The organism is Acinetobacter sp. YH12099, assembly GCF_013419195.1.
Classification (GTDB): Bacteria; Pseudomonadota; Gammaproteobacteria; order Pseudomonadales; family Moraxellaceae; genus Acinetobacter; species Acinetobacter towneri.
Map to the genome: position 1 here is coordinate 74099 of NZ_VPAP01000011.1, position 14070 is coordinate 88168.

Annotated in this window: 14 protein-coding genes and 4 tRNA genes; all 18 read left to right on the top strand. The window is 42.7% G+C overall.

All coding sequences use genetic code 11. From position 1 onward, the window contains the following. Nucleotides 1-15: 15 nt before the first annotated feature. The gene (locus FTU39_RS08400) at nucleotides 16-756 is read left to right on the top strand and encodes a LytTR family DNA-binding domain-containing protein (RefSeq protein ID WP_004975743.1); all 741 of its coding nucleotides are present in this window, start codon (nucleotides 16-18) and stop codon (nucleotides 754-756) included. 122 nt (nucleotides 757-878) lie between these two features. Beyond that, complete coding sequence (gene hemC, locus FTU39_RS08405) at nucleotides 879-1799, top strand: hydroxymethylbilane synthase (protein ID WP_180052001.1); 921 nt, start codon at nucleotides 879-881, stop codon at nucleotides 1797-1799. A 21-nt stretch (nucleotides 1800-1820) separates the two neighbouring features. After that, nucleotides 1821-2600, top strand: a complete 780-nt coding sequence (locus tag FTU39_RS08410; RefSeq protein WP_004975746.1) for a uroporphyrinogen-III synthase — start codon at nucleotides 1821-1823, stop codon at nucleotides 2598-2600. Then, the gene (locus FTU39_RS08415) at nucleotides 2597-3433 is read left to right on the top strand and encodes a hypothetical protein (protein WP_004975747.1); all 837 of its coding nucleotides are present in this window, start codon (nucleotides 2597-2599) and stop codon (nucleotides 3431-3433) included. The genes FTU39_RS08410 and FTU39_RS08415 overlap by 4 nt, the downstream gene beginning before the upstream one ends. Further along, nucleotides 3434-4627, top strand: coding sequence for a heme biosynthesis protein HemY (locus FTU39_RS08420; RefSeq protein ID WP_180006118.1), 1194 nt, complete (start codon nucleotides 3434-3436; stop codon nucleotides 4625-4627). It begins immediately after the preceding gene. Nucleotides 4628-4636: 9 nt separating this feature from the next. Then, the gene (locus FTU39_RS08425; RefSeq protein ID WP_180052002.1) at nucleotides 4637-5068 is read left to right on the top strand and encodes a thioesterase family protein; all 432 of its coding nucleotides are present in this window, start codon (nucleotides 4637-4639) and stop codon (nucleotides 5066-5068) included. A gap of 145 nt (nucleotides 5069-5213) precedes the next feature. Next, nucleotides 5214-5540: an H-NS family nucleoid-associated regulatory protein gene (locus FTU39_RS08430; RefSeq protein ID WP_004975751.1), complete on the top strand. Its 327-nt coding sequence runs from the start codon at nucleotides 5214-5216 to the stop codon at nucleotides 5538-5540. 162 nt (nucleotides 5541-5702) lie between these two features. Next, nucleotides 5703-6443, top strand: coding sequence for a type II secretion system protein N (gene gspN / locus FTU39_RS08435; protein WP_096901906.1), 741 nt, complete (start codon nucleotides 5703-5705; stop codon nucleotides 6441-6443). Beyond that, complete coding sequence (locus FTU39_RS08440; protein WP_004975757.1) at nucleotides 6443-7282, top strand: type II secretion system protein N; 840 nt, start codon at nucleotides 6443-6445, stop codon at nucleotides 7280-7282. Before gspN ends, FTU39_RS08440 begins: the two co-directional genes overlap by 1 nt. Before the next feature lie 60 nt (nucleotides 7283-7342). Further along, entirely contained in the window at nucleotides 7343-9598 is a 2256-nt protein-coding gene (gene gspD / locus FTU39_RS08445) for a type II secretion system secretin GspD (RefSeq protein WP_131260972.1), read from the top strand. A gap of 69 nt (nucleotides 9599-9667) precedes the next feature. Then, nucleotides 9668-10318, top strand: coding sequence for an FHA domain-containing protein (locus FTU39_RS08450; RefSeq protein ID WP_180052003.1), 651 nt, complete (start codon nucleotides 9668-9670; stop codon nucleotides 10316-10318). 61 nt (nucleotides 10319-10379) lie between these two features. Continuing rightward, entirely contained in the window at nucleotides 10380-11051 is a 672-nt protein-coding gene (locus FTU39_RS08455) for a phosphoglycolate phosphatase (protein ID WP_004975764.1), read from the top strand. Between the two features lie 160 nt (nucleotides 11052-11211). Continuing rightward, nucleotides 11212-12705: an anthranilate synthase component I gene (gene trpE, locus FTU39_RS08460; protein WP_104852931.1), complete on the top strand. Its 1494-nt coding sequence runs from the start codon at nucleotides 11212-11214 to the stop codon at nucleotides 12703-12705. Between the two features lie 98 nt (nucleotides 12706-12803). Then, nucleotides 12804-12879 (top strand) — tRNA-Thr (locus tag FTU39_RS08465). A gap of 55 nt (nucleotides 12880-12934) precedes the next feature. Further along, nucleotides 12935-13018, top strand: a tRNA-Tyr gene (locus tag FTU39_RS08470). A gap of 36 nt (nucleotides 13019-13054) precedes the next feature. Next, nucleotides 13055-13130: transfer RNA gene (locus tag FTU39_RS08475), tRNA-Gly, on the top strand. Nucleotides 13131-13144: 14 nt separating this feature from the next. Continuing rightward, nucleotides 13145-13219, top strand: a tRNA-Thr gene (locus tag FTU39_RS08480). A gap of 148 nt (nucleotides 13220-13367) precedes the next feature. Next, nucleotides 13368-14070, top strand: a 703-nt coding sequence (locus FTU39_RS08485) for a GTP-binding protein (protein ID WP_180052004.1), incomplete at its 3' end; no start/stop codon positions are given.

Here is a 14070-nt window from a genome sequence, read left to right on the forward strand (position 1 = left end):
TGAAAAGGAGGGGAAATGGACATCCTAATTTGTGATGATGAGCCTCTGGCAAGAGAGCGATTATCACGTTTGGTCACTCAATTGGGGCATCATGTGGTGGCAACGGCAGCTCATGGGCAACAGGCGATTGAACTGGCAGATGAACATCAGCCGGATGTCATATTATTAGATATTCAAATGCCGGGAATGGATGGTTTAAGTTGCGCTCAACATTTGCGTGAGCTTGACCCAATGCCAGCCATTGTGTTTTGTACCGCCTACGATGAACATGCACTCGAGGCATTTAAGTCCAATGCGGAAGGCTATTTGTTAAAACCTATTATGCAACAGGAATTGCAACAGGTTTTAGATCATTTAACAAAACTCACGCAAGCGCAGATGAGTCATTTAAAACAAAAAGAAAATATGGACGAATTAAAAATAAAACGTCACCAAATCGCGGCGAAAACCTATCGCGGTGTAGAATTGGTGCCAATAGAAAATATCTACTATTTTTTAGCTGATCAGAAATATGTCACTGTGCGTCATAAAAATGGCAGTGTCCTGATTGATGAAACGCTGAAAGATTTAGAAACCGAGTTTGGTGATCAGTTTATTCGGATTCACCGAAATGCCTTGGTCTCGATTCAGTTTTTGGAGGGGCTAGAAGTGGTCAATTCAGGACAGTATCAGGTACGTTGCCGTGAGCTAGATGAGCGTTTGGCTGTTAGCCGACGACATTTGCCTTTATTGCGAGAACGCATCCAAAAACTCTAATTTGTCAGCATCATCGCAGATGAATACGCAACAGATTGACAAATCGGTAAAGAAATAGACTTGCATTTTTAGGGGATCAGGTTAAGTTTAGATGAACTTATTTATCTTGCTTAGCCACTATGATGAAAACCCTGAAAATTGCAACTCGACAAAGCCCGCTTGCGTTATGGCAGGCTGAACACATTCGTGCCCGCTTAGAGGCGATGCATGCCGATTTAACTGTTGAGTTGGTGACCTTTGTCACGCAGGGCGATAAAATTTTAGATACCCCATTGGCAAAAATTGGGGGGAAGGGCTTATTTGTCAAAGAATTAGAAGCCGCCTTAATGGATGGTCGTGCCGATTTAGCCGTACACTCTATGAAAGATGTACCCATGGCATTGCCTGAAGGTTTGAGCTTGGCGGTCATTTGTGAGCGTGAAGACCCGCTTGATGCCTTTGTATCGAATCACTATGCCAGTTTTGCAGATTTACCACAGGGCGCTAAAGTTGGAACTTCAAGCTTGCGCCGTAAATGCCAAATTTTGAAAGCGCGCCCAGATATAGAAATTATAGATTTACGTGGCAATGTGGGTACGCGCTTGTCTAAGCTAGATGATGGTCAGTATGACGCGATTATTTTAGCCAGTGCAGGATTAAAGCGTTTGGGCTTGGCAGAGCGTATTCGTCATACCATTCAGCCTGATGTGAGCTTACCTGCCGTTGGGCAAGGGGCTTTGGGTCTGGAATGTCGTAGCCAAGATCAGGCGGTGTTGGATTTAATTTTGCCGTTAATGCATGCCGAAACCAATGTCTGTGTACGTGCCGAACGTGCTTTTAATGCCTACTTGGAAGGCGGTTGTCAGGTGCCAATTGCAGGCTACGCAACTTTGCAGAATGGTCAGTTGCAGATTGAAGGTCGTGTTGGTAGTGTCGATGGGCAAACCATTCTTAAAGCTGTGCAATTTGGCGCACCTGAACAGGCTGAAATGCTAGGTGAAGAATTGGCAAAAGCTTTATTGGCACAGGGTGCGGGCGAATTACTCAAAGCCCTGTATCAATAATTCATATTGCACCAGAAGCCCATGCTCTTCATTAATACCCGACCTCAAGATCGTGCAGAGGCCTTAACTCAGGCTTTGCAACAACAGCATATTGAGGTCATTGATTTGCCCTTGTTGCAGCTTTCTGCACAGCCGTGGTCAGAGCAACTGGCTAATTTATATGCCCAGTTGCCTCACACGCATATTATTGTGGTGGTTAGTCCGACTGCTGTCGATATTGGGATGCAATATTTAGCCCGAAGCCAAATATCATTGCAGGATTTGCAGCATATACGTTGGGTGGCTGTGGGTGAGAAAACAGCAGAAGTTTTACGTGGATATGGTCTTTACAGCGAAGTCCCGCAGGTTGAAACTTCCGAAGGGATGCTGAGTTTGCCGTGTTTGCAAAATTTGAAAGTCGGCACACACATTGCCTTTTGGCGTGGCGAGGGCGGACGGCAATTTATGATGCAAACACTGCTTGATCAGGGGATGCAGATCCATAATTTTGTATTGTATCGGCGGGAGTGTCCTGCCAGTTCTATTGAAAAAATGCAGGCAGTACGCGCACGTTTAATACAATCTTCAGAATTTATCATGATGATCAGCAGTGAAGCCAGTTGGTTAAACTGGCTAAGCTTAATTCAGCGGGATTTCGATCTACTGAACAAAGGTCATTATTGGGTATTGGGTGATCGTTTAGAGAAAATTTTGCTCGATTATCAAACGCAGCATCATACAAAATATAACGTATTCAAGTTGACCCATTTAAAAACAGAATTAATATTGCAGCAAATGATGCGCATGCAAGGAAAACTATGAAAAAACTGGTTGTGATAGTGGTGTTGATCGCTTTGGTCTGGATCGTCAAATTAAGTTTTGATGTGATGCAAATTTCAGCGCAACAACAGCAACTCAGTCAAAGTTTGCATCTTGCAGAAAAAACCAATGCCAATTTAAATGATCAGTTGGTGGCTTTGCAGCGCCGTAATTATACCCAAGATGCGCCAGAACAGTCCGCAGTATCCAGCGCTGTGCAGCAAGAAGATGCGATTCAACCAGTAGATATGGTGGCGCAGCAATTGGACTTGGTGGAATTTTCCTTACAACAACAACAGTTTCACTATGCGACTGAAAAGCTAGCTCATTTAGACCGTGAGTTAAACGAATATGCTTTAGCTCCTGCTTTGAAACAAAGTTTGCACCAAGTTGTTCAGCAAGATCAGAAACAAATTCAACAATTTATAACAACACGTGATGCGCAATATCAACAAGTAAGTCAGTTATTGCAGCAATTAGATCAACAATTAAAACAGCAAGCTCAACAACCTGAGCTGAACCCTGCCGATGTCGATGATCGTTATTTTTGGCAAAAATGGCTGAGTATTGAATCTGCCAAGCAACCTGCGACACAGTTGATGCAGCGCCAGATTATTTTAAAAGAAGCACAATTGCGTCTATTGCTGGCTCGACAAATCTTTATACAAGGTCAATATGTGCAATATCAACAAGAAGTGAACGACATTATTCAGTTATTACAACAATTGCCTGATCAGAAAGCACAGCAATTGGTTCAGCAATTAGAAAAAATTAAAAATTTAAATATCGTTCCAACGCCAAGTTTAAAAACACGTGCTTTATTGGGGGCGGTATAAATGAAACAGATTTTACTCGCCTATGTGGTGGTCAGTATTGTACTGGTCGCTTTGCTGAGCGTACTGAGTTATGGGCATGGTTCAGGCTATGTTTATGTGTATTGGCGTGAGTGGCAATTACAAACCAATATCTGGTTGCTGTTGTTCTTTTTCTTATCCATCAGTGTTTCGTTGCAAGTGTTATGGTTGCTGTTAAAACGCTATTTTAGCCGTGAGCAGCGTAAAGTCGAAACGGTATTTAATTTTAAAAACCTACATCCTTATGAGCAATTGGCAGTCATTTGGTTATTAGATGCTGCTGAGGATCAGCACCAATTTGTCCGACAAGTCTTTGCCCAGTCAGGTTTGCTGAAAGGGGTGATGGAAGCACGTATGTATTCCATTCAGCAGCAATATCCACAAGCCTTGGCAGCTTTAAATCAAAGCAGTGCTGCAGCTTTTGAATTGGCAGAAATTCAGCGTATTGAAATTTATTTGGCGCAGCAGCAACCTGAACAGGCTTTAACCCATTTAGAGTTTCTAAATCAGCATGAATTATCGCCATGGTTATTTAAAGTTAAAACGGCATATCAAAAGCGTTTAATTGATTTGTGGGGGCAATTTGCTACGCAATATCCTTGGCATTATTTGCGTTCGACTAAATATGGCCATTTAGATGCCGAAAAAAAACAACAATGGCTAACCCAATTACTGATTCAGTTTGAGCAGGTAGATGCAGAAAACTTACAGGCATTGCAGCAGCGCTATTTAGATTTAGGTGAACAAATTTTTAGCCAAAGTTATGCGATTCAGGTGTTGTGGCTGAAAGTACTTTCACGTTTGCCTGATATGACGCAACAGCATGAACAGTTAGCTGTACATTTGTTGAGTGAACAATTTAATCAGGAAGTGTTTTATTTATGGTTCCAGCAACAGTTGTTAAAACAACAGCCTGATTATGTGAAAATTGAACAACAAATAAATATCTGGGAACAGAAATACCCTGCATTACCTGTATTTAGTTTTGCCAAATGGCATATTTTTACAGCAACAGCACGCTATTCAGAGGCAGAGCAATTACTTGCTTTATATCCTGAACATGTATTAATGAGTTATTTAAGGGTTAAATCTAATTTAAAAGATCAGCCTGAATTATTAAAACAGTTAAATTTAATCTTTGAAAATAATTCTAATTTTGTCGAAATTAAAATTTAAAGGTGAGTTGTGTTAACACTATCAGATTATCCTATTATTTTTGAGCAACGTGTCGCATGGGGTGATATGGATGCTTTTGGGCATGTCAATAATGTGGTGTATTACCGTTATATTGAAAGTGCGCGTTTATATTATTTAGACCATTTAAAAATTTTACAGCAAGATGTTTTGACTGTGATTGCCTCAAATCAGTGCAAATATATACGTCCTGTGGTTTATCCTGATATTTTAAAAATTGGCGTTCGGGTAGAAGAATTGCGTAATAGTGCCATGCGTATGCATTATTTAATCCACAGTGAAGCACAGCAAATGGTGGTGGCAGAGGCAGATGCGGTGATTGTATGTGTAGATCGCGTCAATATGCAAAAAACCTTAATCCCTGAAAATGTACGCGCGGGTATTCATAAAATAGAAAAAACCGTACCGCATATTCTTGATTAAATCTTAATAATCAGTTCATAATATGTCCGACTGTTATTTATATGTAGAGTAGTAGATTTTTTATTGACGCTTCGGTTTGATAAAAATAGAATGAATCTGCTTAATTTAATAACTGAATATAAAAAGCATAGTTTTTGGAGTAAGTATGATGCCTGATATTAGCAATTTGTCTGTAGAACAGTTAAAGCGTTTACAAGCTGAAGCGGAAGCATTAATTGCCACGAAAAAAGATCAAGCAATTGAAGATGCCTATAATCAAATTTTAGCGATTGCAGACAATTTGGGTTTAAGCATTGAGCAGATTTTGGAAGTTGGCGAAAGCAAGCGTAAGAAAAGCCCACGTAAAACTGTAGCGCCACGTTATCGTAGCAAAATCAATTCTACAGATACTTGGACTGGTCGTGGTAAAAAACCACGCTGGTTAGTCGCTGAATTAGAAAAAGGTGCAAAACTTGAAGATTTTCTAATCTAAGCTTCATCAATTTGTCATTGATTTGACTTAGAGTTCAAAAACCAAGCAATACGGCTTGGTTTTTTTATCTGTATCAATTGGCGACGCCGAAAAAGTGTGCATAATGTGTGAGTGTTATAAAAAGTCATTCATAGAAAAATTAGTAAGGTTGGTCGTGGTGGCATGATAAAGAAACCCAAATACATCACGTGGTGGATTTTCGCCCTCATTGCATTTTTGTTTTTTGTGTTATTACAAATTCCAGCAGCGTGGTTAATTTCAAAATTTTATAAAAATAATCAGACCTTACATAATGTGAGTGGCAATATCTGGAAGGGGCAAGCCGATTGGCATAAGGGACAGTTACGTGGTTCTTTAAGTTGGAATACACGTCCTTTAGATTTAGTTTTATTGCGTGTCGCTGCCGATGTTGAAGTGCATAGTGGCAATACTAAACTCGAAGGCATTGTTGGCTATCGTTTTGGTAGCGTCTTGGTGCAATCTTTAGATGGGCAAGTTGCGCCAGAAACCTTAAAAAGTATTGTGGATTGGCAGTGGCCAAGTAATGCGATTCAACTCAAAGACATTCATTTGAATTTTAAAAAACAGCAAGGCTTCACCAAAGCCAAAGGACAACTGCAGTGGGCGGGTGGCGAATTGCTGTATCGTTTTGCTCAGCGCCAAGACCGTATGAATATCCCTGCGTTAAAAGGCAGTTTGTCCGATGAAAATGGCAAACTGTTATTTGATATTCGCGATCAACGTGAACAAAAAATGCTGAATATTGCGCTTGATCAAAGCTTGATGCTAGATGTGCAACTCACGCAACGCTTATTGATGAATATCGCCTCTTATGAAGGCAAAGCGGGCTTAGATACCTATGTGATCAGCACTCGCCAACCTCTATTAAAAGGAGGTTTCTAATGCGTACACTCTCTGAACGATTAGGGAATTTGCACTGGAAGCAGTTTGATCGTGCTGCGCCAGTATTTTTAGCTTTTTTGATTTTGTATCTGTGTTGGAAACTGGCGAGTTTATTTTGGTGGGTTGTTGCGCCGCCCCAAGTCATGCAAATTGATCGGGTGGAGTTGGGTTCACAGCAACCACAAATCCCGAATATTACCTCCTTTGCATTGTTTCAAGAACTTGGGCGCAGCAACACTGCCGATGATCAATTAAATATGACTTTGCAAGGTGTAGTGGTTGGGCAGCCGAGTCAGTTTTCTTCTGCGGTCATTAAAGTGAATGAGGTGGCAGAGCGTTACCGTGTGGGTGATGTGATTGATTTGAGTCAGTACCAATTGGCAGAAGTCTACTGGGATCGGGTTATTTTACGTCATAGCAGTGGCGCGACGCGTGAAGTATTGTTTAAAGGTATTGAAAATGGTTTAAATCAACCTATCGCACCTTTAATTCCAAGTGGTAATCAAGCTCCTGTAACTGCACCTACGCAGTCCGCACAACCGAATAATGCCATTGGACAGGCAGTGCAGCGCATACAGGAAGATCGCGAACAATACTTAAAAGAGATGGGTGTTGAAGCAAATACGGGCAATGGTTATGAAGTGACTACACGTACGCCAGCCGCTTTAAGAAATAAACTGGGTTTACAGCCAGGTGACCGTATTTTGTCTTTAAATGGGCAAAACGTCGGGCAAGGACAAAGCGATGCACAATTGCTTGAACAGGCACGTCGTGAAGGTCAAGTGAAATTAGAAATAAAACGTGGTGATCAAGTGATGACCATACAACAAAATTTTTAAATGGATCGGCATCGTAACTACATGCAGAGACATATTTAGGGTTAGGAAACACAGTAGATTATGGCTTTATTGAATTATGAGCGTCCATTTTGGGCATTACTGGCTGCTGCACCGCTTGTTGCAATGGTGAGTACTGCAAGTCATGCGCAAACCTGGAAAATTAATTTACGTGATGCGGACTTAACTGCATTTATTAATGAAGTGGCCGATATTACGGGCAAGAACTTTGCAGTCGATCCGCGTGTGCGTGGCAATGTCACGGTGATTTCCAACAAAGCCCTGAATAAAAATGAAGTCTATGACCTGTTTTTAGGCGTATTGAATGTGAATGGTGTGGTGGCAATACCATCAGGCAATACCATTCGCCTTGTACCTGACAGCAATGTAAAAAGCTCAGGCATTCCCTATGATGGTCGTCAAAATGCGCGTGGTGACCAAATTGTAACGCGAGTGATTTGGCTAGAAAATACCAATGCCAATGACCTGATTCCTGCTTTACGTCCGCTCATGCCGCAGTTTGCGCATTTGTCTGCGGTCGGGGGCACCAATGCTCTAATCGTGTCTGATCGTGCCAGTAACATTTATCAGTTAGAAAGCATTATTCGTAACCTAGATGGTACGGGGCAAAATGACATTGAAGCGATTAGCCTGCAATCCAGTCAAGCCGAAGAAGTCATTGGCTTGCTTGAGTCGATGAGTTCGACAGGGGCAGCGAAAGATGTTAAAGGTTCGCGTGTGCGTATTGTGGCGGACAACCGTACCAATCGTATTATCATCAAAGGCGATACCGCAACACGTAAACGCATTCGTCAAATGATTGAAATGATGGATGTGCCTGCGGCAGATCGTTTGGGTGGTTTGAAGGTTTTTCGCTTGAAATATGCCAGTGCACAGAATTTAGCAGAAATATTGCAAGGTCTGGTTTCAGGACAGGCGGTGAGCAGCAGCTCTAATGCAAATAGCAACAGTAACAACAACAGTGCTAGTAATTTAAGCAGCACCAATAACAACACAGGTAATTCATCGACTATTTCCACCCCAAGTATTAATTTGGGTGGCAGCTCGAATAGCAACAATCAAAACAACATCACCAGTTTTAATGGTAATGGTGTCAGTATTATTGCCGATGGCTCGCAAAATGCTTTGGTGGTCAAAGCCGATCCGCAGTTGATGCGTGAAATTGAATCGGCCATTCAGCAACTAGATACCCGTCGTCAACAAGTGTTGATTGAAGCTGCGATTATAGAAGTGGAAGGTACCGATGCCGACCAATTGGGTGTGCAGTGGGCATTGGGCGATTTAAGCAGCGGTATCGGTCTAATTAATTTTGACAATATTGGTGCAAGTTTAAAAAATGTTGCTGCAGGCTATTTAACTGGTGGTGCAGCAGGCGCAGGCAGTGCGATTGGTGCAGGTACGTCATTGGTGTTGGGTGATTATCGTGAAGGTCGTGATGGTTCACGCAAGCTATATGGTGCGATGATTCAGGCCTTGAAGGAAAAAACCAAATCCAATTTATTGTCTACGCCATCTATTGTGACCATGGACAATGAAGAAGCCTATATTGTGGTTGGTGAAAACGTTCCTTTTGTAACAGGTTCATTATCTACCAATGGTGGTGTGGCAAATCCGTATACCACTATTGAACGTAAAGATGTCGGGGTTACTTTAAAAGTCGTGCCACATATTGGTGAAGGCGGAACACTACGCTTGGAAGTTGAACAAGAAGTGTCAGATGTCAAAGCCAATAAAGGTCAGGCGCAGGATTTAGTCACCAGCAAACGCGCAATTAAAACTTCTATTTTGGCCGAGCACGGACAAACCATTGTCTTAGGTGGCTTAATTTCTGATAACTCGGTTTATAGTCGTCAGGCTGTGCCAGGTTTGGGTGCTATTCCAGGGTTGGGGCGTTTATTCCGTTCCGATGGTCAATCTAATCAAAAACGTAATTTATTGATTTTTATTCACCCAACCATTGTGGGAGATAGTCAGGATATTCGCCGTATTTCGCAGCAGCGTTATAGCCAATTGTATAGCCTTCAGTTGGCAATGGATGCCGATGGTAGCTTTGCTAAACTGCCTGAGAATGTTAGCGATGTTTATCAGCAGCGTTTGCCTGTATCTCGAGTTGCGCCGCAAACAGGAACTTATCAAACCTTACCATCAGCAGTGTCTGCAAACCGCACAGCAACGGTGGTGAGCACCCCTGTTGCGATTGAGCCTGCGGTACAGCGCCAAAACGTAGTTTTGCCGCAGCAGGAAGTCAGCAAAACTAAAAATACAGTCACTACGACCACAATTCGCGCTACACCTTAATCGTATCCTGCGCAGATTGTGGTTGAGGGCATGTTATGATGTCGCCAAATCACACGAGAGAAGTTATTTATGACTTGGAAAATACAAGCAATTAGCGGTGAATTTACTGGCCAAGAAATTAGTATCGACCGTGATATGTTGGTGGGGCGTCATCAAAGTGCAGATTTGGTGCTGCAATCGGCAGAAATTTCACGTAAACATGCGGCTTTTTTACTTAAAGAACAAGCGCTGTATGTGCAAGATTTAAATTCTTCCAACGGCACTTTTGTAAATGATTTACGCATTGCCGATGAAACCTTGCTTAAAGAAGGCGATATTGTGCAGTTTGCTAGCCTGAAGTTCTCTGTGTTTGCACCAGCCGTTGAACTTGAACATGCTGCAGATGTAGCTGAAACGGCTGAAAAAGTGACCGAAGCTACAGAGAAAACAGCTGCACAGCAAATGAATGAGCAGGGCATGCCAGAGCTGAATCAGCGTGACAGTTCGGTGCAATTAAACCGAGATGGTATGCCGCAAGGCGTGGCAGTGCCGAAACCAGCACCTATTCCAGAAGGTGTGGATATTCATGCAGTTCCAGCAGAGCCAAAACCTGTGCCTGTCGAGGAGCCTGTTTCTCGTGTGGAACAAGAGAAAGAACAGCAAAAAAATGCTTCTGTTGGCTTGATTTCACTGATTGTCTTGGTGATTTTGGCAGTTTTGGCTTGGCTATTGTTTAAATAAGCAGCCTTTGCTTTACAATCAAGGCATGCGATCGCATGCCTTTGTTCATTTAGGGGGAAGAATGTCTATTGCTCAGCTTGATACACGTCAAGTCATTTTATTTGATTTAGATGGCACTTTGGTCGATTCTGCGACAGATTTATACCGCGCCATGAACATGAGTTTAAATGCACTGCAACTGCCTTTGGTAACACTGGAACAAGTGCGAACTTGGGTGGGGAAGGGAACTGCGGTATTTTGCAATAGTGTCTTATCGCACTTAATGGGCGAAGTTCATCCTGAACAGCAACAACAGCTACTGAACACCTTCTTAGAAATTTATAATGCCGATCCGTGTATCGACACACAACCATTCCCGGGCATTATTGAATTTTTGGACTGGGCAAAAGCACAACAAAAAACCTTAGTTTGTGTGACCAATAAACCTGAACTACCTGCTCGTGCCATTGTTGAAGCATTAGAGATGCAACACTATTTTGCTGATGTGATTGGTGGAGATCGCTTTGAGGAGCGTAAACCACACCCGCGTCAATTGCTGCATTGTGTTGAACATTATCAAGTGGAGAAGTCTCAAGTCTTGATGATTGGTGATTCTTCTAATGATGTTGAAGCCGCGCGTCGAGCGGGGATTGATTGTATTGTGGTCAGCTACGGTTATAATCATGGTGAGCCGATTGCCAATTGTCAGCCGCAACAAATTGTGGATAATTTAACTGAATTGTTAAATATTTAAGATTCAAAAATCAAATAATTTTACGCTAATTGCTATAAAGGATATCAATATGAGTCAGGCTGTAATGCCCATATTTCGATGGCGACGCTAGTCAATCTACAACCGTCCTTCACTTCGTCTTATCGAAAACATTGCTACATCGAAATATAGAGAGCTTCACATGACCACTCTGACTCAATTTGAACAACTTAAAGCAGCAGGCTACAACCTCATTCCTGTATATCGCCAGCGTTTGGCCGATACCGAAACTCCATTGTCGGTATTTGCACGTTTGAAGCAGCATCAACAAGCCTATTTGTTTGAGTCTGTAGAAGGTGGTGAAAACTGGGCACGTTATTCAATTATTGGTTTGGGTGAATCTACAGTTTTCTCCTGTAATGCGGGTGAACTCACCATCCAACATGCTGACGGTTCAATCGAAAAACAAACTTGTGCACAGCCGTTTCAGTATATCCGCGATTTTCAAGCGCAATTTAAAGTGCCTACGCAAGCTGACTTGCCTGAATTGCCAAGCTTTACAGGTGGTTTGGTGGGTTATTTTGGTTACGATGCAGTGCGTTATATCGAACCGCGTTTAAAAAACGTGCCTGCAGCAGATCCAGTCGGTTTGCCTGATATTTGGATGATGTTGTCTAAAACAGTCATCGTGTTTGATAACTTAAAAGATACCTTGTTCTTAATTGTGCATGCCGATGCAGCGCAGGCAGATGCTTATGACAAGGCACAACAACAACTCGATGCACTAGAAGAAATTTTAGCAACCCCGATTAGTCTAAAAGCAGAAAAACATACGCCACCACATTTTGAATCGCTTACAGGCAAAGAAAAATTCTTGGCGACCATTGATACCGTCAAAGAATACATTCGTGCAGGCGATGTTATGCAAGTGGTGCCTGGACATCGCATGGTGTCAGATTTTGATGGTGAGCCGTTACAGGTTTATCGTGCTTTGCGCCATCTCAACCCATCGCCGTACTTATTCTTGGTACAAGGCAAAACTTTGGGCGATGATCAGCCGTTTCATATTGTCGGCTCATCACCTGAAATTTTATCGCGTTTGGAAAATGGTATTGCCACTGTGCGTCCTTTAGCAGGTACACGCCCGCGCGGTAAAACCAAAGAAGAAGATTTGGCACTTGAGCAAGATTTGTTGTCGGATGAAAAAGAAATTGCCGAACACTTAATGCTGATTGACTTGGGGCGTAATGATGTCGGGCGTATCGCCAAAATTGGTAAAGTACAAGTGACTGATCAAATGGTGATCGAGCGTTATTCGCATGTCATGCATATTGTGTCCAATGTGCAAGGTGAAGTGCGTGACGATGTCGATGCTTTGGATGTTTTTCAGGCAACTTTCCCTGCAGGGACACTTTCGGGTGCACCAAAAATTCGTGCCATGGAAATTATTGATGAAGTTGAGCCTGTAAAACGTGGTGTTTTTGGTGGTGCTGTTGGTTATTTAGGCTGGCATGGCGAAATGGACATGTCGATTGCGATTCGTACCTGTGTTATTCGTCAAAATAAGGTCTATGTACAGGCAGGCGCAGGTCTAGTTGCGGACTCAAATCCTGAATCTGAATGGAATGAAACCCAAATAAAAGCTCGCGCAGTGATCAAAGCGGTTGAATTATCATCAAATGGATTGATTTTATGAGTTTTTAGCGTTTTTTTTGAAAAAAACACTTGCACGGATTTCAAGTTTTGCTAAACTGCACACCGTTCCGATACGAAACGTACGAAACACTAAGAAACGCCGGCATAGCTCAGTTGGTAGAGCAACTGACTTGTAATCAGTAGGTCCACAGTTCGAATCCGTGTGCCGGCACCATCTTAGGGAGTTTGAGTTGTTAAGTAAAGAACGAACACTGAGTAAGTGTGAAAATGGTGGGATTCCCGAGCGGTCAAAGGGAGCAGACTGTAACTCTGCCGCGTAAGCTTCGAAGGTTCGAATCCTTCTCCCACCACCATTAACTTCGATAGAAGTGGTAATTACCAACATAGATGCGGGAGTAGCTCAGTTGGTAGAGCGGCAGCCTTCCAAGCTGCATGTCGCGAGTTCGATCCTCGTCTCCCGCTCCATCGAAGGATTTGTCGCTCTTATAGCTCAGTGGTAGAGCACTCCCTTGGTAAGGGAGAGGTCTCGAGTTCAAATCTCGATAAGAGCTCCAGATACAGTTTAGCGATTATTCGCACAAGATTTTCAAAAAGCAGGCTTATTAGTCTGCTTTTCAAGTATTAGGTGTCTAGTTTTTTAGGCGATATGTCGGGGCAGAGTTTTACTCAGCATTGTGTTCGACGTAAACGAGGAAGATGAACATGGCTAAGGCTAAGTTTGAACGTAATAAGCCACACGTTAACGTGGGCACAATCGGTCACGTTGACCATGGTAAAACAACTTTAACAGCTGCGATTGCTACAGTATGTGCACGTAAGTTTGGTGGTGAAGCGAAAGATTACGCTGCTATCGACTCTGCACCAGAAGAAAAAGCACGTGGTATTACAATTAATACTTCTCACGTAGAATACGACTCTCCAACTCGTCACTACGCGCACGTAGACTGCCCAGGTCACGCCGACTATGTTAAAAACATGATCACTGGTGCTGCTCAGATGGATGGTGCGATCCTTGTTTGTTCAGCGACTGATGGTCCAATGCCACAAACTCGTGAACACATCCTTCTTTCTCGTCAGGTAGGTGTACCTTACATCATCGTATTCTTAAACAAATGCGATATCGTAGACGACGAAGAGTTAATCGAATTAGTTGAAATGGAAGTTCGTGAACTTCTTTCTACTTACGACTTCCCAGGCGACGACACTCCAGTAATCCGTGGTTCAGCACTTGCTGCACTTAACGGTGAATCAGGTCAATATGGCGAAGATGCTGTAGTAGCTCTTGTTGAAGCGCTTGATACTTACATCCCAGAGCCAGTACGTGCAATCGACCAAGCATTCTTAATGCCAATCGAAGACGTATTCTCTATTTCTGGTCGTGGTACAGTAGTAACTGGTCGTGTAG

Coding starts and splice junctions, on each gene's coding strand:
- FTU39_RS08400 (WP_004975743.1), top strand. CDS start 16: ATGGACATCCTAATTTGTGATGATGAGCCTCTGGCAAGAGAGCGATTA.
- hemC (WP_180052001.1), top strand. CDS start 879: ATGAAAACCCTGAAAATTGCAACTCGACAAAGCCCGCTTGCGTTATGG.
- FTU39_RS08410 (WP_004975746.1), top strand. CDS start 1,821: ATGCTCTTCATTAATACCCGACCTCAAGATCGTGCAGAGGCCTTAACT.
- FTU39_RS08415 (WP_004975747.1), top strand. CDS start 2,597: ATGAAAAAACTGGTTGTGATAGTGGTGTTGATCGCTTTGGTCTGGATC.
- FTU39_RS08420 (WP_180006118.1), top strand. CDS start 3,434: ATGAAACAGATTTTACTCGCCTATGTGGTGGTCAGTATTGTACTGGTC.
- FTU39_RS08430 (WP_004975751.1), top strand. CDS start 5,214: ATGATGCCTGATATTAGCAATTTGTCTGTAGAACAGTTAAAGCGTTTA.
- gspN (WP_096901906.1), top strand. CDS start 5,703: ATGATAAAGAAACCCAAATACATCACGTGGTGGATTTTCGCCCTCATT.
- FTU39_RS08440 (WP_004975757.1), top strand. CDS start 6,443: ATGCGTACACTCTCTGAACGATTAGGGAATTTGCACTGGAAGCAGTTT.
- gspD (WP_131260972.1), top strand. CDS start 7,343: ATGGCTTTATTGAATTATGAGCGTCCATTTTGGGCATTACTGGCTGCT.
- FTU39_RS08450 (WP_180052003.1), top strand. CDS start 9,668: ATGACTTGGAAAATACAAGCAATTAGCGGTGAATTTACTGGCCAAGAA.
- FTU39_RS08455 (WP_004975764.1), top strand. CDS start 10,380: ATGTCTATTGCTCAGCTTGATACACGTCAAGTCATTTTATTTGATTTA.
- trpE (WP_104852931.1), top strand. CDS start 11,212: ATGACCACTCTGACTCAATTTGAACAACTTAAAGCAGCAGGCTACAAC.